The sequence below is a fragment of the Acinetobacter sp. ANC5681 genome (assembly GCF_023488045.1).
GTDB lineage: Bacteria > Pseudomonadota > Gammaproteobacteria > Pseudomonadales > Moraxellaceae > Acinetobacter.
Map to the genome: position 1 here is coordinate 155,487 of NZ_JAMFKZ010000002.1, position 26,215 is coordinate 181,701.

15 protein-coding genes are annotated in these 26,215 nt (G+C 40.9%); 7 read left to right on the forward strand and 8 right to left on the reverse strand.

Annotated elements, in window-relative coordinates:
* Window positions 1–46 precede the first annotated feature (46 nt).
* From M5121_RS02185 to M5121_RS02205, 5 genes are all read left to right on the forward strand, one after another.
* Window positions 47–2,161 carry a TonB-dependent siderophore receptor gene (locus M5121_RS02185; protein ID WP_249570173.1) on the forward strand — a complete coding sequence of 705 codons (2,115 nt, stop codon included), beginning with the start codon at window positions 47–49 and terminating at the stop codon, window positions 2,159–2,161.
* A gap of 308 nt (window positions 2,162–2,469) precedes the next feature.
* Window positions 2,470–4,287, forward strand: coding sequence for a cation:proton antiporter domain-containing protein (locus M5121_RS02190; protein WP_249570174.1), 1,818 nt, complete (start codon window positions 2,470–2,472; stop codon window positions 4,285–4,287).
* 119 nt (window positions 4,288–4,406) lie between these two features.
* Complete coding sequence (hslO, locus tag M5121_RS02195) at window positions 4,407–5,282, forward strand: Hsp33 family molecular chaperone HslO (RefSeq protein WP_087536918.1); 876 nt, start codon at window positions 4,407–4,409, stop codon at window positions 5,280–5,282.
* Between the two features lie 255 nt (window positions 5,283–5,537).
* The gene (locus M5121_RS02200) at window positions 5,538–6,503 is read left to right on the forward strand and encodes a DnaJ C-terminal domain-containing protein (RefSeq protein ID WP_249570175.1); all 966 of its coding nucleotides are present in this window, start codon (window positions 5,538–5,540) and stop codon (window positions 6,501–6,503) included.
* A gap of 11 nt (window positions 6,504–6,514) precedes the next feature.
* A complete protein-coding gene (locus M5121_RS02205) occupies window positions 6,515–6,841 on the forward strand; it encodes a chaperone modulator CbpM (RefSeq protein ID WP_004680669.1) in 327 nt (108 codons plus the stop codon).
* A gap of 29 nt (window positions 6,842–6,870) precedes the next feature.
* On the opposite strand, the gene M5121_RS02210 is transcribed toward M5121_RS02205, so the two are convergent.
* The 4 genes from M5121_RS02210 to rpsO form a co-directional block, all read right to left on the reverse strand.
* Window positions 6,871–8,094, reverse strand: coding sequence for a magnesium transporter CorA family protein (locus M5121_RS02210; RefSeq protein WP_249570218.1), 1,224 nt, complete (start codon window positions 8,092–8,094; stop codon window positions 6,871–6,873).
* Window positions 8,095–8,234: 140 nt separating this feature from the next.
* Window positions 8,235–9,557: a dicarboxylate/amino acid:cation symporter gene (locus M5121_RS02215; protein ID WP_087543013.1), complete on the reverse strand. Its 1,323-nt coding sequence runs from the start codon at window positions 9,555–9,557 to the stop codon at window positions 8,235–8,237.
* A 244-nt stretch (window positions 9,558–9,801) separates the two neighbouring features.
* Complete coding sequence (pnp, locus tag M5121_RS02220; RefSeq protein ID WP_249570219.1) at window positions 9,802–11,892, reverse strand: polyribonucleotide nucleotidyltransferase; 2,091 nt, start codon at window positions 11,890–11,892, stop codon at window positions 9,802–9,804.
* A gap of 269 nt (window positions 11,893–12,161) precedes the next feature.
* On the reverse strand, window positions 12,162–12,431 hold the full coding sequence (gene rpsO, locus M5121_RS02225; protein ID WP_004637724.1) for a 30S ribosomal protein S15: 270 nt from the start codon (window positions 12,429–12,431) through the stop codon (window positions 12,162–12,164).
* Window positions 12,432–12,670: 239 nt separating this feature from the next.
* Here rpsO and M5121_RS02230 point away from each other — a divergent pair, with 239 nt between their 5' ends.
* A complete protein-coding gene (locus tag M5121_RS02230; protein WP_178882986.1) occupies window positions 12,671–13,969 on the forward strand; it encodes a serine hydrolase domain-containing protein in 1,299 nt (432 codons plus the stop codon).
* 701 nt (window positions 13,970–14,670) lie between these two features.
* Here M5121_RS02230 and recD read toward each other — a convergent pair.
* From recD to M5121_RS02245, 3 genes are all read right to left on the reverse strand, one after another.
* Window positions 14,671–16,422: an exodeoxyribonuclease V subunit alpha gene (recD, locus tag M5121_RS02235; protein ID WP_249570176.1), complete on the reverse strand. Its 1,752-nt coding sequence runs from the start codon at window positions 16,420–16,422 to the stop codon at window positions 14,671–14,673.
* A 99-nt stretch (window positions 16,423–16,521) separates the two neighbouring features.
* Entirely contained in the window at window positions 16,522–20,247 is a 3,726-nt protein-coding gene (locus tag M5121_RS02240; RefSeq protein WP_249570177.1) for a UvrD-helicase domain-containing protein, read from the reverse strand.
* Window positions 20,248–20,250: 3 nt separating this feature from the next.
* Window positions 20,251–23,889 carry an exodeoxyribonuclease V subunit gamma gene (locus tag M5121_RS02245; RefSeq protein WP_249570178.1) on the reverse strand — a complete coding sequence of 1,213 codons (3,639 nt, stop codon included), beginning with the start codon at window positions 23,887–23,889 and terminating at the stop codon, window positions 20,251–20,253.
* A gap of 182 nt (window positions 23,890–24,071) precedes the next feature.
* On the opposite strand from M5121_RS02245, the gene M5121_RS02250 reads away from it, so the two are divergent.
* Window positions 24,072–24,578 carry a hypothetical protein gene (locus tag M5121_RS02250; RefSeq protein ID WP_005162854.1) on the forward strand — a complete coding sequence of 169 codons (507 nt, stop codon included), beginning with the start codon at window positions 24,072–24,074 and terminating at the stop codon, window positions 24,576–24,578.
* A 28-nt stretch (window positions 24,579–24,606) separates the two neighbouring features.
* Here M5121_RS02250 and pap read toward each other — a convergent pair whose 3' ends face one another.
* A complete protein-coding gene (gene pap, locus M5121_RS02255; RefSeq protein WP_249570179.1) occupies window positions 24,607–26,025 on the reverse strand; it encodes a polyphosphate:AMP phosphotransferase in 1,419 nt (472 codons plus the stop codon).
* Between the last annotated feature and the right edge of the window lie 190 nt (window positions 26,026–26,215).

A 26,215-nucleotide genomic window follows, 5' to 3' on the forward strand; every position in this document is an offset into this window, starting at 1 on the left:
AAAATAATTATAATTAGCATTATCTTTGTAAGATTATCATTTCACCATGCGATTCCGTACCTCCTCCCTCGCTTTTTCTATACTTGCTGTCATGGCAAGTCATACTTTTGCTCAATCTGAACAACAGCAAGATACCGCATCTTCTACCTCAACACAGGTCTTGCCGAAGATTAAAGTTCAGGCAGAAAAACAAGAAAAAAATAGCTATGCAGCAAAGACTGCCACAGCTGTGCTCAGATCAAATGCCCCTTTATTTGAAACAGCCCAATCAATTAGTGTGGTAACCAATCAGCAAATCGAGCAGAAACAAGCAAAAACCATTTCCGAAGCTTTAGAAGGCGTGGCTGGTGTGAGTTCTGGACAATATGGTCGTCGTGGTTGGGATGACTTTATTATTCGTGGACAAATTTCAAGCTCACAAACCTATATTGATGGTTTACGAGTACAGACATCAGACAATGTACTAAGAGCAGAAGATATTTCAGGCTTAGAATCGATCGAGGTCGTCAAAGGTCCTACTTCTGTTGGCTTCGGTTTTGCTTTACCTGGTGGTTTAGTCAACCTAACCACAAAGCGCCCACAGGCAGAAACCGCTTATCGGGGAACTTTAAGCTATGGTAGCTACAATCTCAGAGAAGGCACTTTTGATATTAACTATGCACCGAATAACACAGAGAAAGGTGCTTTCCGTCTCGTTGGTCGAGTCTCTGATCAAGATGATCCAACCGATTATGTGTATTTCAAAAACTATTACATTGCGCCGTCTTATAACTTTGATTTAGGTGAAAAGGACGATTTATCTGTTATTGCCAGTTATCAGCAGCGTGAATATGTTCGCCAACAGGGCATTCCACATGGCAATAGTTCAACCTATAAGAGTTATTCACACAATCTTTTCTTTGGTGAACCAGATCACGGCTATAACGTTGATGTCTATCGTGCTGGAGCAAACTATGCACATTATTTTGACAATGGTTGGACCTATAAACAAAACTTTGCTGTCACCAAAACAGATACTCAAGGTGATGCCGTTTTAGCTACGAGCAATACCACATTGCCAACCATTAAACGTGCAGTTAACAATCAAGATAAGCAAGATATCAACTATGCGTTGGATAGTCATTTGCAGCGCAACTTTAATTTTGGACGAGTCAATTATGATGTCATGGTTGGCTTGGATATGATGAAAGAGCGTAGTGATTATTACCGCCGAACAGATACTATTAATTCATTCAATGCGGATAATCCAAGTTATGGTATTACCAGCGTAAAACTGGGTACACCAACTCAAGAGCTGACTTATAGTCAATATGCAGGTTTATATCTTCGCAATACGATTAAGATTGATGACAACTGGATTATTGGCTTATCTGGACGCCATGACTGGACTCAAGTTGAAATTGACAACATCTTAAAAAACACCACGACACAGAATTCTGATCAAGCCTTTACAGGTAGTGCCTCTGTCATGTATCGCATCAATGATATGTTTGCGCCTTATATCAGCTATGCGACTTCATTTATGCCAGTGACAGATACAGGTGCAAATGGCGAATTACTCGATCCTGAAGAAGGTAAACAAGCAGAAATCGGTATTAAACTTCAAGCCTTAAATCAACGCTTGCAAGGTTATGTTGCTTATTATGACCTCACACGTAAAAATGTAACTGAATCAGATGCCAGTGGTGCTTATTCCATCCAAACAGGTGAACAAAAAACCAAAGGCTTTGAAGCTGAAATGGCAGCATCTTTGACGGATCAATGGAATGCATCTGCCACTTATAGTTACATCCCAACTGCGAAAGTGATGGAAAGTGTAACGGAAAGTGAAATTGGGAAAAGAGCCAACCATGTACCTAAAAATGCGGGAACATTATCGACTCAATATTATTTTAGTCCTGACAAACTAGGCTGGAATATCGGTGCAGGCATTCGCTATCAAGGTTTACGTACCGCACAACGTGGAACAGCCTATATTGAGTTACCAGGCTATACAGTGTTTGATGTTAATGCAGGTTATGAGGCAAAACATTGGGGAGCTGGCTTAACGATTAAAAACTTCTTTGACCGAGAATACCTAGCAGGTACGACACCAAATGCGCAATTAGTGAATTGGGGTGATCCTCGTATGATTCGTTTGAATGTGAAATTTAAATACTAAGCCACTGCCTCACATTTATTGTTCTGAGAATAATAAGTGCCTATTTTCATATGAATGAGCCATGCATTTTCTGAGTGGCTCATTCAATTGATGCTTCTGTGAAATGGTTATTGCGCCCAACAACATCATCTACTTTATAAATACTGCACCTCCATGAAACTCACGTGATATCGTTTGACATGGAGGCGTACATCTCAAGAGCGTTTAAAAATAAAAATCCAAAAGAAAAATTCATATTTCCCTTACAAACTCACCCAATTTTTAAGTTAATGTAACAGCTGAAAGAAATCAGCAGATCAAGGCAGAACATGTCATTCCTAGCACAAGCTATTGTTTTACTGGCGGCAGCTTTAATTTTTGCTCCATTAGCGAAGCGTTACACAGGCACGACTGTCTTGGGTTATCTGATTGCAGGACTTTTACTTGGTTCCAGTGTTTCTGGTTTGATTGAAGACCCTCAACTGATTAATCAACTGCTGCATTTCGGTATAATGGCCGTGATGTTCTTCATTGGCTTTGCTTTTCGCCCACTACAACTATGGCGAGAACGCAGAGAAATCCTAAAAAATAGTGGCTTACAATACTTCATCATCACGATCCTTCTAGCTGGAGCATGTTTCTTACTGTTTGATCAAGTGCTGCACAGTCTGATTGTCGGATGTGCTTTAGCACTCTCCGCATTGATTCTTCCACAACAACTACTCCAACAAAAACAACAGAGCAACCATAAGTTAGAACAAGCTACTTTAGCCACCTTACAATTTCAGGCTTTTATTACCGTCATTCTGATTGCACTCTTTCCTTTACTCGAAGACACAACATCTACTCGACACGGAGTCGCCTATTTTGCAGCACTCATTGCTACGATTTCAGGCCTTTTTTTAGCCAATCGTTATTTAGTTCGTCCTATATTTCGTTTTTTAGCACATAAAAAAAGTCTCCATCTCATTGCTGTGCTCAGTTTATTCATCCTGCTTTCAGTCATCCTAATTATGGATATTTTAAATCTTCATATTTTGATTGCTGCATTTTTAGCTGGACTTTTACTTGCTGAGACTGAATTTAAAGTTGAAGTTGAGCGTATTCTAGAACCCTTGAAAGATACGGCGACAGGCTTGTTTTTTATGGCGATTGGCTTAGGTCTTTCATTGACACCTTTAAGCCAATCTCCACTCTTGATTCTAGGTTCAATCTTTGCATTGGTCTTAATCAAAGCAGTTGTGATCGGTGCGATCAGCTATTACCAACAACGCAATGCCAAATTTAGTACCTTATTTGCCGTAAGCTTGGCACAAAGTGGTGAACTCAGTTTAATTCTACTCAAGCTAGCTGAAAGCGAAAATTTACTTAGCACAGAATTATTAGCACCGACATTTCTCATTATCTTGGGTTCGATGCTATTCACACCTTTACTTTACGCACTGTTTAATCGGAAAATTTTACCGATGCTACAAAAGAATAAAGTCACGGTGGTTGATACAGATATTCCACCCCATCCGATTCTTATTGTGGGATTTGGGCGTTTTGGGCAAGTCATTGCACGTGCTTTACATGCGCAAGGCAAACACTTTAACGTGATTGATAGCAACCAACCTGATGCTGACTTTATTGAACAATATGGACATCATTTTATTGATGCCGATGTTACACAAATCGAAAACCTACGCGCTACAGGTATTGAATACTGTAAGTTACTGATTATTGCGATTGATGATGTCGAGGACAACATGAATCTAGCACGACATCTGCGTTTAAATTATCCAGATTTAACCATTTTGGTTCGTGCTCGAGATCGTCATCATGCACGATTACTTCATGATTTAGGTATCTCACAGATTTGGCGTGAAACCTACGCATCTGCGTTAAGTATGGCGCAGCAAACCTTGGTTGAAACAGGCCTTCCCGAAGATGAAGCACAAAATTTGATGATGCATTTTAAACAAGAAGATGAACGGCTTATCCAGCAACATTGGAATTCTAATCAACAAGAGATCATTAAAAACCATCCAAGTGCTATTGCCGAGCTTGAGTATTTATTTGCAAATACAAAAACTTTGATTTTAGATCGTGCGAGCAATGATCAAAACACACAATGTGATGCAAAATCACTCAATGAAACATCTTGAGTTTTGGCAAATTGACACCATTATTGATTGCATAACCATGCACCTCTTTATAAATTCTGAAGTGCGTTACAAAGCAAAGCGTTGCTTTGCGCTCCCTCGAAGGAGCACTGGAGAAAAATATGTCTGATTTACGCCAACGCTTTTTTATCGAAGACTGCCCTGTTCGTGGTGAAGTGGTTCATTTGGAAGAAGCACTACAAACCATTTTGGCGCAACGTGAATATATGCCTGCGGTACAAAGTCTCTTGGGTGAAATGCTGAGTGCAACCGCCTTACTTGCAAGTACACTCAAGATTCGTGGTCGTATTAGCTTACAAATTCAAGCAAGTGGAACATTTAAATGGGCTATGGCCGAATGCAATCACTTAGGTGAAGTTCGTGCGCTCGCAGATTACGAAGAAGATCCGCGCTTCGCAGAAGGTAAAGATAGTCGTACCGTGCTTGCTGCCCTGAGCAACCCTGTGCTGTTCATCAATATCGAACCTGAACACGGCGAACGCTACCAAGGTATCGTACCATTTGATCAACCGACATTAGCAGGTTGCTTAAAGCAATATTATGATTTGTCTGCACAGATTCCAACACATATCGTACTGGCAACTAATGGTCAACGTTCAGGTGGTTTATTAATCCAACTACTCCCTCGTAATAATGAAGAAGAACAAAAGTTGGTTGATGAAGACCTGTGGCCCCGTTTGACCATGTTGACTGAAACCCTTAAACCCGAGGAGTTGACGGATCTTTCAGCCAATGAAATTCTCTATCGTTTGTATAACGAAGAAGAGGTTCGTTTACCTGAAGTTGAGCAGTTAAAGTTCGGTTGTACCTGTTCAAAGGAACGCTGCGCCCACGCTTTGATTCAAATTGGTGTGGATGCAGTTCATGAAACACTAGAAGCACAAAATCCAATCCAGATGGATTGCCAATTCTGTAATGCACGTTATGAGTTTAGTGCAGAAGAAGCTTTAGGCTTATTTGGTGAACATTTAAGTTAATTGAAAAGTAAAATAAAAAAAGACGGGCTTCCGTCTTTTTTTATTTGATATGAATGTCTACTGGATAACACATTTACCCAAAACTCTATCTCACTTAAAGTGATAGTTCAATGGACATCATGATCGGTGTCAGCTAAGCCAAAGTGCTGGCATTTTTTCCAAAACAACAAAACAAATCTTATACAATCCAGCCTATTTAAATCTTGCCAATTCGTTTCATAATGAAAGAAACATTTCATTATTATATTTAAGATCATGGCAAAAAATTATTATGAAGAGCTAGGTGTTTCAAGAGATGCCTCAGCAGACGAAATCAAGAAAGCCTATCGTAAATTAGCAAAGAAGTATCATCCAGATATTAGTAAAGAAGCAGATGCTGAAGCCAAAATGCAGGCGATTAATGTCGCCTACGATACCTTGGGTGATGCCACGAAAAAAGCTGAATATGACCAGATGCTGGATCATCCACAGGGCTTTGCAGGCTTTGGCCAGGGTACAGGTGGATTTGGTCAAGGTACGGGTGGTTTTGATGGTTCCCAGTTCTATCGCCAAAGTTCAGGCGATGAGGGTGCAGACTTTAGTGGTTTTGAAGACTTATTCGGCCGTTTTGGCGCAGGGTTTGGTGGCGGACAACAACGTTCGCAACGTCAACAACGTAGCTATCGGGGTGAAGATCAGCATGCCAGTATTCAAGTCGATTTAGATATTGCATATCACGGTTCAACCCAACAGATTACCTTACAAATTCCAACTTATAACGTCTATGGTGAACCTGAAGTCCAGCGAAAAACCTTACAGGTTAAGATTCCAAAAGGAATGAAAGAAGGTCAGCAAATTCGCTTAAATGGTCAAGGACAAAGTGGTATCAATGGCGGTGAAAATGGTGATCTTTATATTGAAATCCAATACAAAGATACCGACCGCATTCGTATTGAAGGGGCTGATGTCTATCAAACTATTGATGTGAGTCCGTGGGAAGCAGCTCTAGGACAAAGCATTGAAGTCAATACTCCCGCAGGGCAACTCAAAGTCAATTTACCTAAAAATGCCAAAAATGGACAACAATTACGTCTCAAAGATAAAGGGATACCAAATAAAACCGCAGGGCATTTATATCTAATTATTAATATTGTTTTACCACCAGCACACAGTGAGCAAGAACAACAGGCTTATCAACAATTTGCCGAAGCCTTCTCCACTTTCCGACCTCGTGCCTCATAAGGAGTAAGATCATGACAACTATTCAATACAAAGAAATTCAATATGACGGTCACTGCCAAGTTGAAATTATTGATGAACAATTGGCACTTGATCTCGAACACTTTGCAGAAGCATGTGGCCAAAGTACAGATTGGGTTTTAAAACTGATTGATTATGAAATTTTACAAATCCAAGTCGATCCACAAAGTTATCAGTTTATCGGTGAAGATGTCGCCCGAGCACGTCGAGCTTATCGTTTACAACGTGACTTCGATGCTAGCTTATCAGCAGTTGCGGTGATGCTGGACCTGATTGATGAAGTGCAGCAACTCCGCAGGCAGTTAAAACATTTTCACTAAGGTAACATCAATATATATGACTAAACGCTTTATTTAAGTTTAGTCATTTTTTCTACTTCTTTGAGTGTTTGCTTAATTGGTTCATAGTCTAAGAACCAAAGTAAATTTAAATTTCGTTGTTTATGCTGTTGCGCCAATAACTCAATTACGCTCCGTTCACCCCGCCCTACTAGATGTTGCTGGTAAAAATAGTACAACAGTGCCACCGTGCTCATTACCATGACTGCAAGCATAATCCAAAAACCAACAGGTGACTTTAATCCTGGAATAAACTCAAAGTTCATTCCGTAAATTCCCGTCAGCAAAGTCAAGGGTGCAAATATTGCCGTAATAATTGCCAAAATCCGCATATTTTCATTGGTTTGATTCGCAATAGCTGAAAAATGTAAATCAATCGCCGATTGAATCGCATTTCTTAAACGCAAGGTATGTTTTTGAACACGCTCTACATGGCTCATTAAATCATTGAGACGAACCAAGAGAATGTCTTGATTCTTATGTTTATGTTCCCCCATCACATGATGATAATTATCCACCAGTTCATCTCGTAATTCCTGCAAGGTCTCTACTTGTTCCTCACATAAATTTTCAATTTGCTGGAAAGCCATATCTTCATGAAACAATTGATGCCACTGTTTAAAACGGCGGTTGCCCTGCAAAAGTTGCTGTTGCCAATATTCAACACGACGGGTCAAGGGCGTACGTAAATTCAAATAGCCATCAATCATGCTGTTCAATAAGCGTAAGCATAAATCGGCAGGTGTACTGGCTAATTTTCTCGGCTTATTTTGTTCAGCAATCGGACGACCCATAATTACTTGAATACGTTGAATATAGCTTTCGATTGCTTTATTTCCCTGCTCCCTCACACTCACCAAAATGTTCGGCGTAAGGATAAAACTCATCGGTGTAGTTGCTAGGCCAAAAATACTTTCATGAGATTCTAAAGCATTGTCACTTTCATAAATCTGGTCGTCTGGACTGATCAATTTCCGAAATACTAATAGGTCATATTCCTCGACACTGTCGAAAGCACAAGGATGTTCGATATTGAGCAGGTCACGCATATGAAATTCGTTAAGCGCCACACCTGTATGCTCATAAATATTTTTTTGCCAAGAATCGGTATGATTAACCAAATCCTGTCTCAAACTATCAACCCATAAAAACTCAAGCGTATGTTCTGTTTGTTGTTCCACGCTAATAAAAATCGTATTTTCACTGTTATGACGATAAAAATAATAAAGCTGCATAGAGTCGAGATAAGTTTGAAAATCTATAGAAATGCTGCCATGAAGCACAATAAAAAGCTATGTTTATTCTATTATCAAAATCAAATGACATGAAAAAGCCTCGTATGCGAGGCATCGAGGCTTTTTCAAATTAAGGGGTATTAAACTTCTTTGTTTAGTACCACACCATGTTTTAAGGCTTGGTCGAGTTGCTCTTTATCTAATGCCTTATCCCATTTTGCAACAACAATTGTTGCGCAAGCATTACCAACTAAATTAGTTAGAGCACGGCATTCAGACATAAAACGGTCAATACCAAGGATCAATGCCATTCCCGCAACTGGAATCGCAGGAACAACCGAAAGCGTTGCTGCTAAAGTAATAAAGCCTGCACCCGTAATCCCTGCAGCCCCTTTAGAACTGAGCATAGCCACCAATAAAATTGTCACTTGTTGAGTGAGTGTCAATTCAATATTACATGCTTGTGCAATGAATAATGCCGCCAATGTCATGTAAATATTGGTACCATCTAAGTTGAATGAATACCCAGTCGGAATTACTAAACCTACAACCGATTTTTCACAACCTGCTTTTTCCATTTTCGCCATTAATGATGGGAGTGCTGCTTCTGATGAACTTGTACCAAGAACCAACCACAGTTCATCTTTGATATAACGGATCAGGTCGATAATCGAAAAACCGTTATAACGAGCGACTGCACCCAAGATAACAATAACGAAAAGTAATGCGGTGATGTAGAAGGTTGCGATTAATAACATCAAGTTCCCAATTGAACTAATCCCATAAGCGCCAATGGTAAATGCCATCGCACCAAATGCACCAATAGGTGCAAACTTCATCAACATGCTCACTAAAGTGAATACAGGATTGGTTAATTGTTGTAAGAAGTCCGTAATTGGACGGCCCAAATCACCTGATTTAGCAAGTGCCAAACCAAATAATACTGCGACAAACAAAACTTGAAGAATTTGACCTGATACAAATGGACTTACCAATGTATCTGGAATGATATTCATCAAGAAACCTGTAATAGTTGACTCATGTGCTTTAGCTGCATATTCATCAACTTTAGTGCTGTGTAACGTACTTGGATCGATATTTAACCCATGACCAGGTTGAATCACATTCCCAACAATTAACCCGACGACTAATGCCAATGTTGAAAAGGTCAGGAAGTAAATCATCGCTTTACCCGTGACTCGTCCAACGCTACCGAGATTTTTCATCCCAGCAATTCCTGTCACAACAGTCAAGAAAATTACGGGTGCAATAATCATTTTCACCATTTTAATGAAGGCTTCACCAAGTGGTTTTAAGCTTTCACCAAATTCAGGAAAAAAATGACCTAACAATATCCCTGCAACAATTGCGAAGATCACTTGTACGTAAAGAATTTGATAAAACTTGGGTTTCTTTGGTGGCTGCTGGTCATCTTGACCTGTGGCGGCATGATCGATATGCATGTGCAATATTCCTTCATATTGGGATAACAAATAGACTTCCGACAGTCTATCTAAAACGGCAGGAGCGGAAATTTGGGGAATTCTACGTTAATTGTAATCCTCACAATTTAAGCACTCGACTAATGTCTAATATAAAATAATTTTATGTTTATTGTTTCGCCAATTTATATTTATAGTTTTCATCTAGTTAATAAAAAAGCGCATTGTAAAAACAATGCGCTTTTTTTAATCAAAAGTATTGCTATTATTGAGCTTGCTCAATATCTTTCATTGTCAACTTGATACGACCACGGTTATCAACATCCGCAACCTGTACTTTCACATCTTGACCTTCTTTCAATACATCAGTCACGTTTGCAATACGCTCATTTGAGATTTGCGAAATGTGAAGTAAACCATCAGTACCTGGCATGATGTTTACAAACGCACCAAACTCAACGATACGGATTACTTTACCGTCATAGATCTTACCTGGTTCAACTTCAGCAGTAAGTGCTTGGATTTTTGCAATCGCAGCACGAGCAGCAGCTTTAGTTTCACCAAATACACGAACTGTACCATTGTCTTCGATATCAATCGCAGCTTTAGTCTCTTCTGTAATGGCACGAATCGTTGCGCCACCTTTACCAATGACATCACGAATCTTGTCTGGGTTAATGCTGATCACTTCAAAAGTAGGAGCATGCATTGAAATTTCAGGACGAGCACGTGAAATCACTTTGTTCATTTCATTAAGGATGTGCATACGACCAGCAAATGCTTGGTTTAACGCAACTTCCATAATTTCTTCAGTGATCCCTTCAATCTTAATGTCCATTTGAAGCGCAGTAATACCGTTTGCTGAACCTGCTACTTTAAAGTCCATATCACCAAGATGATCTTCATCACCTAAGATGTCAGAAAGAACTGCGAAACGCTCACCTTCTTTCACTAAGCCCATTGCAATACCAGCAACTGGCGCTTTAAGTGGAACACCTGCATCCATAAGTGATAATGAAGCACCACATACTGAAGCCATAGAAGATGAACCGTTTGATTCAGTAATATCAGATACGATACGAATCACGTACGGGAAACGATCAGCAGCAGGAAGAACAGCTTGAACACCACGACGTGCTAAACGACCATGACCGATTTCGCGACGTTTAGGGCCTGATTCACGACCCGTTTCACCTACAGAGTATGCAGGGAAGTTATAGTGCAACATGAAGTTGTCAGTTTTAGTACCAGCAAGGGTATCAACCATCAACGCATCACGAGTATTACCCAAAGTTGTTGTTACCAACGCCTGAGTTTCTCCACGTGTAAATAGCGCAGAACCGTGAGCACGATCTAATACACCGACTTGAACATCGATCGCACGAACAGTTTTAGTATCACGACCATCAATACGTGGTTTACCTGACAAAATGTTGTCGCGTACTGTACGATATTTAAGGTCTTCGAATAAGAAATCAACTTCATCAGCGATGCCATCCATATCTTCTTCAGGAACGAATTGCGCTTTCGCTTCTGCATAAAGTGCATCCAAAGCTGCATAACGATCTTGTTTCACTGCAATTGTATAGGCTTCTGAAATTTTTGCTTCAAATGCTTCTTTTAATTTCGCACGTAATTCTTCGTTGTGTGTTGGAGCAACCCACTCTGATTCTTTCGCACCAACTGCAGCAGCAAATTCTTTGATTGCTTGTACAGCAATTTGCATTTCGTCATGACCGAAAAGTACTGCGCCTAACATTTGATCTTCTGAAAGTTCTTTTGCTTCAGATTCAACCATTAACACCGCTGATTCTGTACCTGCAACCACAAGGTCAAGATCAGATTGTGCAAGTTGTTCTAACGTTGGGTTAAGAACATATTCACCATTGATTAAACCAACACGCGCACCACCGATTGGACCACGGAAAGGTGTGCCCGCAATCGACAAGGCAGCAGATGTACCCAACATTGCAGCAATGTCAGCATCCATGGTTTTATCAGAAGACACAACTGTTGCTGTGACTTGAATTTCGTTGAAGTAACCTTCTGGGAACAACGGACGAATTGGACGGTCAATCAAACGAGAAATTAAAGTTTCAGCTTCAGACGCACGACCTTCGCGCTTGCCATAACCACCAGGGATACGACCCGCCGCATATTGTTTTTCTTGATAGTTAACAGTTAACGGGAAAAAGTCTTGACCCGCTTTTGCTTTAGGCTGAGCCACAACCGCAACAAGCACAGTGACACCACCCATGGTGATTAAAACTGTATTTGCTTGACGTGCAACACGACCCGTTTCTAAAACAACCTGATGCTGACCAAATTGGAATTCTTTACGAACGATATTAAACATTGACATGTATTATATTTTCCTGGTTTCTTTTAAAAAGTTATTCTAGTGAGACCCCTAAGGTTTGGCATTCAGACCACAACTCATGTGTAGATAAATGACAAAGCTTAGAAGCCATCGCACCAGATCAAAATTTTTAAATAAATTTAAACACAAAGAAGGAGCGAACATGCGCCCCTTCTAAAAATCGCCTAACTTAAATCAGGCGAAACTTTGTTTTCAGCGTTAAAGCATTGCAACATGCGAAATACCGAAAATAAAGCCAAATCGAATTAACGACGTAAACCTAATGCGCCGATCAAAGCAACATAACGACCGTGATCTTTACCATTTAAATAGTCAAGTAATTTACGACGTTGGTTAACCATACGAATCAAACCACGACGGCTGTGGTGGTCATGTTTGTGTTCTTTAAAGTGACCTTGCAAATCATTGATTTGAGCAGTCAATAAAGCAACTTGTACTTCAGGTGAACCAGTGTCGTTTTCTGCACGAGCAAATTTAGCAATGATCTCTGCGCGATCTGCGTTAGTTAAAGCCATTCGATTTCTCCGAGATGCTTAAAAAATAAAATGATAATGATCAGTTGCAAGCAACTGACTGCCGTGCATCACTACAGCAAGTCGCCTATTTTAAGTGATCTATCACCATATTGCAAAAATGTTTTAACTTTGCTGGCATTTCGGCAGCTGACAGCATTGAACAAAATAGGCACACTATGGGATATCTGTTTTCAATTTATGACAGAGACGAAAGAAAACGAAAATATTGCGAGGGAATCGTGAAAATTTTATCAACCAATACTTGTTATGTACCAAATGACTTAAATCAAGTGATTCGCTCAAAAGATGAAGTTGCGGCTGAATTGGGTGGAATGACTGAAAAGCAGATTCAAAAGATCTGGAATAGCGTTGAATGCCTGTATAAAACAGGAAACTATCCACTCGTTACATTATGTTTGCGACGTCAAGGACAAATTTTACTGAACCGCAGTATTGGTTATGCACAGGGTAACTCCCCAGATGGCTTAGCCGCAGATGCAAAAATTGGTACGCCTGATACGCCTGTATGTTTATTCTCTGCATCAAAAATGATTACAGCAATGCTGATCCATATGTTGGATGAGCGCGGTGATTTAAATCTGCTCGATCCGATTAGCTACTATATTCCTGAATATGGGGTCAATGGTAAACGTCGTGCGACTATTTTCCATTTGCTTTCTCACCGTGGCGGGATTCCACGTATTGATACAGAAGTCACACCAGAACTTTTATTTAACCAAGAAGAAATCTTAAAAGTACTTTGCGCAGCTAAACCTGTTTCGCCATCAGGGACACATCTTGCTTATCACGCTGTTACCGCGGGTTATATCCTAGGTGAAATCGTTCAGCGTGTAACTGGACAAAGCGTACGTGAGTTTTTAGCTGAAAATATTGAAAAACCAATGGGGCTGGATTATTTCAACTATGGTCTGAAACCACAATATCGAGATAATGTTGCACTAAACTATGCCACAGGAATTCACCCAAGCTTAGGTACAGACCATTATCTTAATCATGTACTTGGTGGCGGTTTACAACTTGCAGTGGATGTAACCAACGATACTCGTTTCATGGATACCATTTGTCCTGCTGGGAACATTTATACCAGCGCTGAACAAATCGGTCGTTTTTTTGAAATGTTACTCAGCGGTGGTGAGTATCAGGGTAAAGAGATCATGAGCGCAAAAACTGTATTTCGCTCAACCCTACCAACATCAGGAACAAGCATAGACCGTACTCTACTCGCCCCAATGCGTTATGCGTTAGGTCCAATGCTTGGTAGTAATCCAGTCGGTTTATTTGGTCCAATGACTGGCCAGGCTTTTGGGCACATTGGTTTTTCTAATATTTTATGTTGGGCAGATCCAGAGCGTGATATTAGTGTATCGTTGCTTACCACAGGAAAATCTGTCGTTGGGACACACCTCCCTGCTCTTGCCAAAACATTATATCAGATCTCAACAAACTGCTCGAAGATTCCAAAGAATCAACGTCGTTCATTATTCGCAACAGATCGACACGAGGCAGACATCGTCTAATTCAATTTGATCGCAGCAAAAAAAGAGCCCAAGTCAGACTTGGGCTTTTGCGCGTTATTCAAGGTTCTTTTCATTTTTCTATTATTATTTATGTTTCTTATTAAGCTACTTTCAGCCCCTCTGAACGTATTTTACACATCACTTCTTATGTTTTGCTTTCAGTGTGTATCTTCTTTATACCGATTATTCTGTCAGAACCAATTGTGGAGAAAAATAGCATTTTTCTTATCTCTATGTAAGCAAAAACGTACGGGGCTGTATAACATTTAAATTAATAATACATAAAAATTATCAAAAAATCATGTTTTTAATTTAAACTTTTGGTTAAAAATTTTTATAGAAAAATTAATGTTTGCTTCACACAGTTAGAGGTAGAGATTCTTCATTAAAATCATTTTGATTAAAATAAATACAATAACTATCATGACATTAGTAAGATTAAAGATTAAAAATAAAAAAGCCCTGTAGTCTCTCCCAAAACTACAAGGCTTAGCGGCTGTAAGTTTCCTCTTTTATCACTTACCTCACTGTAAGTTCGCTGTCTCATTGACTTAATTATTATATTTTTGCGATTTACCTAGCTTTCCGTGCCAGGCTCTTTGTGTGTACATGATCTCAAAAACATTTATTTCACTCTAGCGACAATATCTCGAATCTTTGTAAGCTTTTACTTACAGAACAGTGAATTTTAAAGAATAATTTCACAATCCCTCTAAATTGATCTTTTGCACTAAACCACTTCGACGAACGGTTCTAATCATCAATGACTGTTGTAATGCCTTCCGATCAGCCAGAATACTCACTACTTTTTTAGCGCGAGTGACTGCGGTATAGATCAATTCCTGACTCAATAGTTTCTCGGCATGTACATCCAAAACAATCGCGGTATGGGTAAATTCCGAACCTTGTGATTTATGAATGGTTAAAGCAAAAGCGGTTTGCATACTGCGTGGCAGTCGGTGCGCTGCAATCCATTTATTTAAGCTCGGGAAAAATACTTCAAATTGCTGCGCTTGAGTGCGATGTTTAAAACAAATGCCAATATCACCATTAGAAATCCCAAGCTGATAGTCATTATAGGTCATCATTACAGGACGTCCGATATACCAGTCTCCAACAGCGATTTGTTTCAATTGCTGATTGAGCCAATGCCCCGCATAACGATTCAGTTGCTCGATTCCCAACGGGCCATGTCGAACTGCCGTTAAGATTCGATAATCATCAAAGGCTTGAATCACGTTCTGAATCTGTTCGACAGGTTCATCTGCCTGTATATAATGTTTTAAAGCTTCAATATAAGCTTGAAATCCAGCCATTAGCTTCTGTTGATAAGGTTCAATCTCCACATCCTGCTGCTCGGGTAGATATTCCAACTGGATCAGATCACGCATATCTTTATTTAAAGAAATCGTTTGCAAAGGTGCAGCCTGAACAATTTCTGCCTCTAATTTTGATAAGACTAAATCAGGGCTGCTGAGACCTTGCTGGGCCTGAATAAATCGTGCGAATTGACCAATCTTGGCTTCACCAGAGAAACGACGGCTAGTCTGTAGCTGGACTCGATTTTCAGTCAATGCCTGTACTTGCTGTAAATCAGCCAAAACCGAGCCGACCTCAACCGAAGCCAACTGATTGGCATCACCCAGCAAAATAAGTCGACATTGTTCTGGGACTGCCTCGAATAACAGGGTTGCCAAATTCAAATCCAGCATTGAGGCTTCATCCACCACAATCACATCATAGGGCAGAGGCTGTTTGGGATGAAAGCGTGGTATTTGTCGATTGCCCATACCCAGTAAACGGTGCAAGGTTTGCGTGGTTTGATTACGCAACTCATCGGTGATGAGTCCTGATTCCAATAATTTTGGATCATTAAAAGAGTTCTGCAACGCTTCCTGCATGCGTTGAGCGGCTTTACCTGTCGGTGCCGCCATAGCAATACGAATATCTGGAATGGTCTGGTTGAGGGCTGCAATAATACGCGCCAAAGTATAGGTTTTCCCTGTCCCTGGCCCGCCTGTAATAATGCTCAGGCCTTGTTGCAAAACCATTTTCAGTGCAGCCTGCTGATGTTCATCACTGAGTAAGTCTTGATACTGTTCGGCATCAACAGCCTGAATCGTTTGTCGCTTTAATCGACAAATCTGCTGTGCAAGGCGTTGCTCTAGGTGCCAATATCGGTATAATGCCAAGCCCTGCTGATCATAGACACAAGGGGCAACCTGCGTGGTTGCGATTTCGCTGGAAACAGCCAAATCCGCCAATGCCGCAATCTGGCTTGGCTCAACCTCAATACAACTGTCACCTTGTAGGCTGGCTTCAACCAGTTGTTGTAGTACATGTGCAGCGTTAACGGTTTGAGTAGATTGAGAAAATGGTGCTTGTGAGAGGTAGTTACTCCACATATTTAACCATGTCATTTGTGCTGACTGATCATCAACTTGTTTGTCCACAGAGTTATCCTCAAACTTACCCACACGCTTATCCACAAGGTTATAAACACATTTATCCACATGATAAACTGTTGTTTAATCTAAATTCATAACTTTTATCTACATTGGTTTGCCCATTTTATCCTCAGAGAAATATCCGAGGATGGCATCCAGACGCAAGATAAATTCATCATCAGGTTTCCAATAGTAACAGCCTTGCTGCGCCTGCCCATTCATGCCGCGCAAATACAGATAAGATGCGCCGCCTAAATGCTGCTGCATATCATAATCCTGCAATTTCACCGACAGATAACGATGTAGTGCCACAAGATATAACGCTGCTTGCAACCAATAACTCGACAACGACATACTTTCTGCAATCTGAGGCTGCTGATAATCCAGTTGCTCCGCTCCCAGATAATTACTCTTATAATCGGCAATATGGTAACGCTGACCATCGAAGTACACCAAGTCAATGGAGCCATTCAAGTAGCGGGCAGATTTAGCCTCAAGTAACTCTGGCATTTCAATACCATATTCCTCAAACAGCTGCTGTACACGCTGCATCGCTAGCACTCGATCTGATAAAGCCAGATAGAAAGGACATTCCGACAAGTATTGTCCTGCAGCTAATTGCTTTAACTGAAAACCCTGATTGAGTGGCGTGTGTAATACCTCACCAAGCCAATCAGCAATCCATTGATACAGTTGTTGCTCGCTATTTTCTTGTTTAGGGAAATGCTGTTGATATTGAAATAGTAGCTCTGACCATAAACTTTGATAGCTATTTTTAAAACGACGGCGAATTTCTTCTACCCACATGTGGGGTTGCTGAAAATTAATCTGTTCAAAAATCTCATGCAGGAAATTTCCAGCCAGCGTTCCTCTCGGAAAGTGTTGTTTAATCCAGGCAATCGGCTGAGCTGTGGCTGTATTTTTCGATTCTGTAAGATTCAGCTCATCTTCTGCTTGCTCAAAATCAGTGTTTATATTGGCCAAGCGATCAGCCCGAGTCGCTTTGTGCTTTAAATGTTGTGCCAGATAACTAAAACTGGTTTTCCCACGCGAATAAAAACGTTGTGTCGGCAGTGTTTGGGCCAACAGTACGCGCTGTTGTTGAGTTTGTTGCATCTGTAAGGCTTGTGGTCGCGCTAAGATCAGCTCAGCATCGGCACTATAGGGATGTTGAAAGTGATCGCCCTGATTCTTCCAAAAAGCCAAACCTGAAATTTTATTTTTATCGCCTTTTTCTGGTTCAAACACCGCATAGACCCGATGACTGGCACGTGTTAGTGCCACATACCACAACCGATTTTGTTCCGCTAAAGCGCGTTGCTGGTGCTGATCCAGCTCATTCTGTTGCAGAAAGTTTTTATCCGCAATCGCCACCACACGTTGTGTTCTAGTTTGTCCTATTTCTGGCAGCTGGATTTCTGTGGTTGAGAAATTTAAAGCCTCTTTTTGTGAGTCTGGTGCTGCTTTATTTGCTCCAAGCAAAAAGACGATTTTAAATTCCAGACCTTTTGACTGGTGGATGGTCATCAACTGCACCCCAGCTTCACTGGAAAGCTTATGTTCCAGTTCCCATTCACGGTCACTTGGAGAATTGAGTTGCTTTAAATACCAGTGATACAGGTTTTGCGCTCCCTGCACATGCTCACTATGCTGACTCAGAATATCAGTGAGATGGCACAGATTGACCACTGCCCGTTCATTGTCCTTGCTTTGCGTTGCAACCAGTTGCTGCCAGATACCAAACTGGTTTAGGCAACGTTGCCATGCCACCAAAAATCCCTGATTCAGCCACATTTCACGGATGTCATCGAATTGCTGAATATAATGGCTCAAGCCTTCTGCACTTTGTTCTAAGGCCAACAGTCGAGCCAGATCAAAGCCAAATAAACGACTAAGTAAAGCCCGTTTGAGCTTGGCTTCATCATAAGGATGAAGCAACGTCGTGAGCAGGGCCCCTACATCCTGTGCAATGCTGGAATCAAACACACTGCGTTTCGAAGGTCGGTTGACCCGAATCCCCATACGTTCCAATACATATTGCACTTCATCCAGTTGGCGATGGCTACGCGAAAGAATGGCAATATCATCTTCATCAATCGCAGTCGGAACATCCCCCTCTAAGTACAATTGCTTTAAATAGGCTTGGTTGAGTAAGTGCTGAATCTGCCACGCCACTTGTGTGGCCTGTTCATTGCCCTCTTGCAAATGCAACCAACGTAAAGGCATTGGATTGGGTTGGGCATTTTCAACCAAGGCAGGATGTGGACGCGAACCAGCCTGAATCGGGTCATAGATCACCTGCTCGCCAAAATCCATTTGCCGTTGAAACAGCACATCCACCACTTCAACCAGCTCTTTCACCGAACGGTGGTTGTGGATCAGTTTATATTCACGCCCCTGCTTCGCCATAATATCCTGATAGGCATTCAGGAAGGTCAGCATATCACCACCACGGAAACCATAAATCGCCTGTTTACGGTCACCCACCATAATCATGCAGCCCTTTTGATAACGTTGCGGATGGCGCCAGATACTGGCCAACATATCATCTTGATCTTGGTTGGTATCCTGAAACTCATCCACCAGAATCAATGGATAGCGTGACTGTACAAATACCGCGAAAGATTGTCCTTGCTCACCTTTTAAAGCTTCAGACAGGGTTTTGATTTGCTGAGCAAAGGTGGTCTCGCCTTTTTGCTGCAACACTTGAGGCAAACGCTTTTTGACTTGCTGACAAAGATGAAACTGTAAATAGGTATTGAATTGATCTAAATCATTTTGAATTTTAAGTTTCATCTCCCAAATATCTTTTAATAACTGAATCAAAGGATGCTGGTAAAAACAGTCCTGAATGCTTTGATCACATTTATTAAAAATACTACTTCGAGCTTGTCCTTTGGAATCTAAAAATAAAACATCGACGTCTTTGAACGCCTTTTGATCAAAATAAATATCTATACCCTGCTTTTGAATTTGCTGAGCCAGCCGAACTAAGCCTGTTTGAAAAATGAAATTAAAACGATCTTTTGCAAAAGCCTTTTTATTAATAAATTTATAATATGCACCATCGAGTAGATAATAATCCTGTAACTCTTGTAAATATTGTGATGAACTTGTTGCGAACTGATGCAAGCATGATTCAAACTCAACTGTGCTAAACACAGGCAAATCTACTTGTTTCAAATGTGCTGAACTAAAATTCAAACTTTCTTCAACCACTTTAATATACTGATCTACGCTCTTTAGTTGCTGACTCATATATAAAAAATCAATCACTTGCTGTGGTTGGGTCTGAATCCATTCCCGCAACACATCATGAATCAATTGACGGGTATAGCTTTTGGCATCCTCAGTAATTTCTGCGCGTTCAATTTTTCCACTTTCAAAGGCAAACTCTCGCAATAGCTTTTGGCTAAAACTGTCCAAGGTTCCAACAAATAATTCATCCAATTGATCGATGACCAATTTTAGCCGTTCACAGGCATAGGCAATTCGTGGCGCAAAGTTTTGTAAGACCTGTTGTTTTAAGGGATCAGACTCTTGTAATGCCTTGGCCTGAATATCTTGTTCCAATACATCACGGAAAGGCTCTAAAAATTCAAGGATTTCGACCAGACGCAAACGGATACGCGTTTTCAGTTCTGCTGCTGCAGCACGGGTAAAGGTGGTGGCAATCACCTGATTAGGCAGATATTTCTCTAAGAAAATCCGCACCATCAAACTGGATAGCGTATAGGTTTTCCCTGTTCCTGCAGAGGCTTCGATTAAATGCAGCCCTTCAAATTGAATATCTCCAATCGGCTGATAAGACACTGGATACTTTGAGTTCATGTCTTACTCCACCCGTAAAAATTCAAAAATCGGTTGATACAACGAATAGGAATAATGATCACAGGCATACTGTAATAAAGCGGTTGCATCTTGCTCTTGCAAAATGAACTGCCAATCGCGGTGCAATTTACAGGCTTCATTCTGAGTCATATCAAAACCCGAGAAATCCCCCGTATCATTCCAGTCCTTCAATACTTGCTTTTGACTCTCTTCAGTTAAAACCTGAGTTGAATCCAGCTCAATCCACTCATATTGCTTGCCTTTTTCCAAAGGCTTTAACACTAAGGCAGCAGGCAAGACCACAGGCTGCTGCTGTGCATCGTGCCAAAGCTGTAACCACGCATTTAAATAATGCTGCGCCTGTTGTGAACTTAGGCCTTCACAAATCACCGTCTGATCACTAAACACCACAATTCGGCGCTTCTCTGTAGCAGCGTCACTCTTGATTAGCGCCAGCCAAAGCAGATATTCCAGCCAGACTTTGGCAAAGCGTTTGGCACGTGCACTGGAAGCATCCAAACTGACCCAATCTTGAGTCAGTTGTTTCGGGGTCACACAGGCGATTTGTAATTGTTTCGAGACCCGCCAAACCCGTTGCGTGGTTTCAGTCGGCGCTGGGGCATACTGCTGCAAGCGCTCCAACAAGCGTTGCTGCTCTAAGCGACTTTGCTGCCAAGCACTGTGCTGAACTTTGCCAACAGGCAACTGATCTTGCAACAGACTCGGAGAGAGCTGATCATCCTGCTGCTGTAAAAAATGCCGAATGGCATATTTACCGAGACCATCGAGTAATAACGGTTCAGCTTGATCGACCAATTCTTTTGCGGTTAAATTTTCCACACCTAAGGTCTTTAAGTACAGCCGCGCAGGGAAACTGATATCTTGAATCCATTGCTGACTCTCCAAAATGATCATTTCATTTTGTTCAACGGGATAGACGGTATTGACCCATGCTTGCCGCTCACCTTTCATCTGCTGAATCTGTGAAGCGACCTTAAACCATTGATCTTGGAAGCGCACAGGCCGATTCGAAACAAAGCCGAGTGGATCGAACGGCTGTAGACGATGTAAATGATACAGCGGATAAAGCTGTGTGGGGACCTGCAAAGCATCCAATCCAGCCAAATCCACTTCGGATAAAGGAGGACCATCTTCGCGGCTCGTCGGTTTTACAATCAACGCCAAATGATCGCGGAAGCCCTGCAACACACTGGAGGGTTCTCTGACTTCGCCATCATTAAGATCAAAGCCATTATAAAACAGCCAAACCTGTTCTTGTGCCAATAAGATGGCATCCAAAAATGCCCCCTGATCATCCTCCAAACGAGAGCGATCACCCAATTGCTGACGCAGTGCATCCATCAAGTCAAACGGAATATGACTGTCTCGATTTGGAAATTTACCCGTATCCAAATTCAACAGTACAATCAGCCGATAAGGAATCGGACGAATCTGTCCAATCTGACTAAAGGTGATTTGTCCTGTCGGTTCAACTTGCGCAGACTGGCTTTCTAAAGTACGTTGAATTTCCTCAACAATATAAGGCAAAGGCAAGGAAATTTGACGTAATTGGGTTTCGGTATCTTCATAATAGCTGGCCAAAGTCAGCATACGTTCTTGCTTCTGAATAATTTCACGAATTGCTTTTAAAGCAACCACATCGGCTTGCTCAAACTCCTGTACATCCGCCTTGATTCGCTGTAGCCAAAACTCGACCGGCAAACGTTGGCCTTGTTCATGTGCCACCAACCAATCTCGACGCGCTGCTAAATCTTGATAGATCTGAATCAGAATACCAATCAGTTCAAAATCACTTGGCTGCACCAAGGCATAACTGAGCATATCCTGCACCATCACATGGGCAGGCACAGCAATTCCTAAAGCCAAACGGTCCAAAGCAAATTTAAAACTATAACGGTAGTCTTGATCTTCGTCACTCAGACTTTGCTTTAAGTGTTGTTGGTCTAAACCACGTTTAAAGCCAGCATCACTGAGCAACGCTAAAATGCGTTGCACCTGCGTATAGTCCAATCCATAACACTGCTGCGTCGCGTAAAGATTAAGCCAATCCGCAAAATCATCCTGCGTAAAACGACCCTGTGTCAGTTGCAAACGTCCAAGTACAGCACGCCATGCGTTTAAGGCATCTAATTGCGCAACGCCAGCAATTTTAACAGGTAAAAATATCTCATGTTCATTGGCAACCGCTGGAAACACACTACGGATCAAAGGCTCTAGTTCAGCTAGGTTCGGAACCAAAATTAATACGTCATTTGGACGACGTGGCTGACCATCCGCCTGAGATAGCCAATGGACCAACTGCTCTTTTAAGACTTCAAGTTGTCGTATGCTGGAATGGCAGACATGCAACTGAATCGACTCATCATTCGATGCAAGCTCATATTGCTGCGACTGTGGCTCTGCCAAATAGAAGATATCGGATTGAATTTTACCCAGTAGCGTTTCAGGAAACTGCTCCACAAAGGCATCGACCCACTTTCCCTCCTCTCCTGTTGCCAGTTGTGATAACAGGGAAAAATGATCACGCGCTTGCTTACCTAACCGTGTCAGTAAGGGATGTCGGGATTCACGACTTAAGGCATTAAACCCCAAACTAAAACTGTCGAAGAATGCGGCAATGTCTGCATCACTGGCATTGGGATGTTTGGCGATATAGCGCTCTTTCACCCCCAAGTCATAACGCTTCTTCCAGAGCGGATCGACACTGTCAGCCCAATATTCTTGTGATGGGTTATAGTGCAAAATTACCACATCTAGATATTGCCCCAAACGACGTAAAAATTGCAGTTGGCTCGGTGGTAAATCTAAAATCGTAAATACAATCACCTGACTTGGCAGTTGTGCCAAAGCTCGGGATCGTGTCTGCTGATTGTCTAGAAGTTGCCAAAAATCAGCATCAATGCTTTGTATTTCAACAAAATCATCATGAAAGTAGTTTTGCCACAACCAACGCTGCCAAGCTTCTAATTGTTCGGTTTGTTGTAGGCTAAAAGCTGAAGTTTGTTGATCTGTTTGAGCAATCAATTGTTCGATATTTAAGGCTTTATTCTGTCCCCAAGTCGATAGCCAATTCCCCACACAGGTACAATTGCTTTGGCAGCCGCGTTGACAATGACCGCGATAAATCATGTAGTTACTAAATAGCTGCGAAACTTGCTCCGCCACCCAATACAGCATACTTTGTTTTTTTAGTTGTTTTTCAGTGCCTTGTTGCAGTTGATCGGCACTGTCGTAAATCCGTTGCACAATTGAATATAAAGGGTGCTCATTCACAACAGTATTCTGTTCGGGTTGAATAAAAGGCTGTAAAGCTTGATAAATACGCCACTTTAAAATCAAACGCGGAATATTGGCTTTACGCACTTGTTCTTTATTTTCTAATACTTGCTGGTATGCATACCACTGAAAACCACGAATGCGTTGATGAAATTGATAGTTGGCAGTCATGCCTTGTTGTTCGGCAATTTTCTGCGTCAACCATTGTTCTTGTGCAGGACTGGGAACAATAAAATGCTGAGTTTTAAATACCTGAAATGGAGAAGAACTCGGTTGGGTGATTGATGCCATCACACCTTGTAATAACACTTCAAGGCTTTGACTTTGAATAACATGAATACCCATCTACAAATATGACCTCATCAGGAATGCTTATTGTATTGCACGAAAACATACATATTTATCACTATACAACTTCATGTAACTATGTCACGTTAAACATACAAGGAAATAAATAAATTGTTTTGAAATTCACCACTCAATCCGATTGAATGTACTATCGAGGGATAGACTTTAGGTATAACTTTATGAAAATTGAAAAAATTCCTGATTCGATTGATCCAAACTTAAACTTGGAGCAAATTCGCGAAGAGTGTTTGGCTCTGACCAAAAATCGTGCATATTGGTCTGCAGGTGCAGCGATTGTACCCATCCCATTTTTTGATGTGGTCGTTGATTTGGGCATGCTCACTCAAATTATTCCTTATATTAATACGCGTTTTGGTTTAGCACCTGAACATATCAGTGTCTATGATCCTGAAACCAAAAAAGTACATTGGGATGAGCTACGTAAACGTGGTTTTGAATTTTCAGGTTTGGTGGTGGCGCGCACAGCCATGAAAAAGTCTTTTAATGGTTTTTTCACGAAAATTGCCACCAAACAAGTGACCAAGTTTATTCCTTTAGGCGGACAATTGGTTGCTGCAAGCCTCGGTTATTTTATGATGCGTAAAATTACCGAAGCACATATTCAAGATTGCTATAACCTTGCTAAACGCATTCAACAAAAAAGTCGTAGTACCATTGTGGCTTAATCATAATATTTGATGACGACAAGGCGGTTTAATCCGCCTTGAGTTGTTTTAAAATTGCCTTTAAAACTTCGATCCGTGCTGTATTTTTATCATCAGTAGCGATTACATACCAAGGCGCATAATCTGTGTTGGTTCGTTCGAACATGTCTGCAGCGGCTTTTAAATAATCGTCCCATTTATCACGATTACGCCAATCTTCTTCAGTAATCTTGAAACGCTTATGTGGAGTTTGTTCACGATCTTTAAATCGAACTTCTTGTTCATCTTTACTGATTGCAAGCCAAATTTTTACAATCACGGTTTGACTATCAACCAAATTTTCCTCAAACCGATTAATTTCATTATAAGCACGTTGCCATTCAACGACTGAAGCAAAACCTTCGATCCGCTCAACCAAAACACGACCATACCATGTACGATCAAAGATGGTAATTTTCCCGCCATCATTCAGCTTATTCCAAAAACGCCACAAATAAGGACGGCGTAATTCATAACGTTCAGGTGCAGCAATACTATGAATTTCATATTCACGTGGATCTAGTTTTTTAACAATTCTTTTTATTGCTCCCCCTTTACCTGCGGCATCCATACCTTCAAAAGCAACAATCACTTTTCGTTCGTCATAACGTAATGCATCAGCTACTTTTTTGGTTAATTTGTTCAATTCTTCTTTGTAGTCATCTTTATCTAAGCTTTGTTTTGACGGTTCTAACAGTGCTGTGGGAATCTGTGCTTGTTGCCATTTTTCCGTGACTTTAGTTTGATGGTCAGGCAACTCTTGCAATGTTTGTAATATGTATTGAGCAAAACATTGATCACGTAGAGCTTCGTCTTCACCGTCAATCACAAACCAATCATCGGTAAATCTTTGGCTTAACTCCTGTAAAGTATCGTATTGTTTTTTATTGCGCCAATCTAAACCATGTAATTTATGCCAATGTTGTTCCGAAGCATCGATTTGGTCTAAGCGTTTTTGTAAGGACTTCCACGATAAATCAAACCAAACTTTGACCACATGTACATTATTATGCTGTAAGTCATGTTCGAATGAACGCATCTGATCAATATAGGCATCAAACATTGTTTCATCCAATGGTTTTGACACATGCATGGCAGTTGAAAGCAAGTCACTGTACCAATTCCCAAACATCACCACGATCTGACCTTCGGCAGGAATAAATCGCGTATAAGACTGCCAAAAGGTTTGATAGGTCGTTAATAACCGTGGTGCATCTGCTTTAACTCTGAAATAGCGTGGATCTAACCATTCACGTAATTGCTTAACTGCCTCACCTTTCCCTGCTAATTCAATCCCACTTACTAAAATCAGAACACTTTTTGCATTTTTTTTATCTTGGCTATCTTTTAAGGCATATTGTGCTTCAATCAAATCTAAAGACAACGCATCTTCATCACGCAATTCAAATTTGGGTTGTTGTATACTCATATTCGGCTCTAAATGGCTCATTATTAAGAATAAGTATAATGAAATCTATTTCACTGCATGCAAAACCCTTGTACAGTTTCTGTAGAACTCAATCCGTGTATCAACATCGTGACCGATTGTTAGACATTTAGAGTTTATGCTGTCATGGTTCTTCGTTATGATGCAGCCTATGATTTTCTGGTTTTATTTT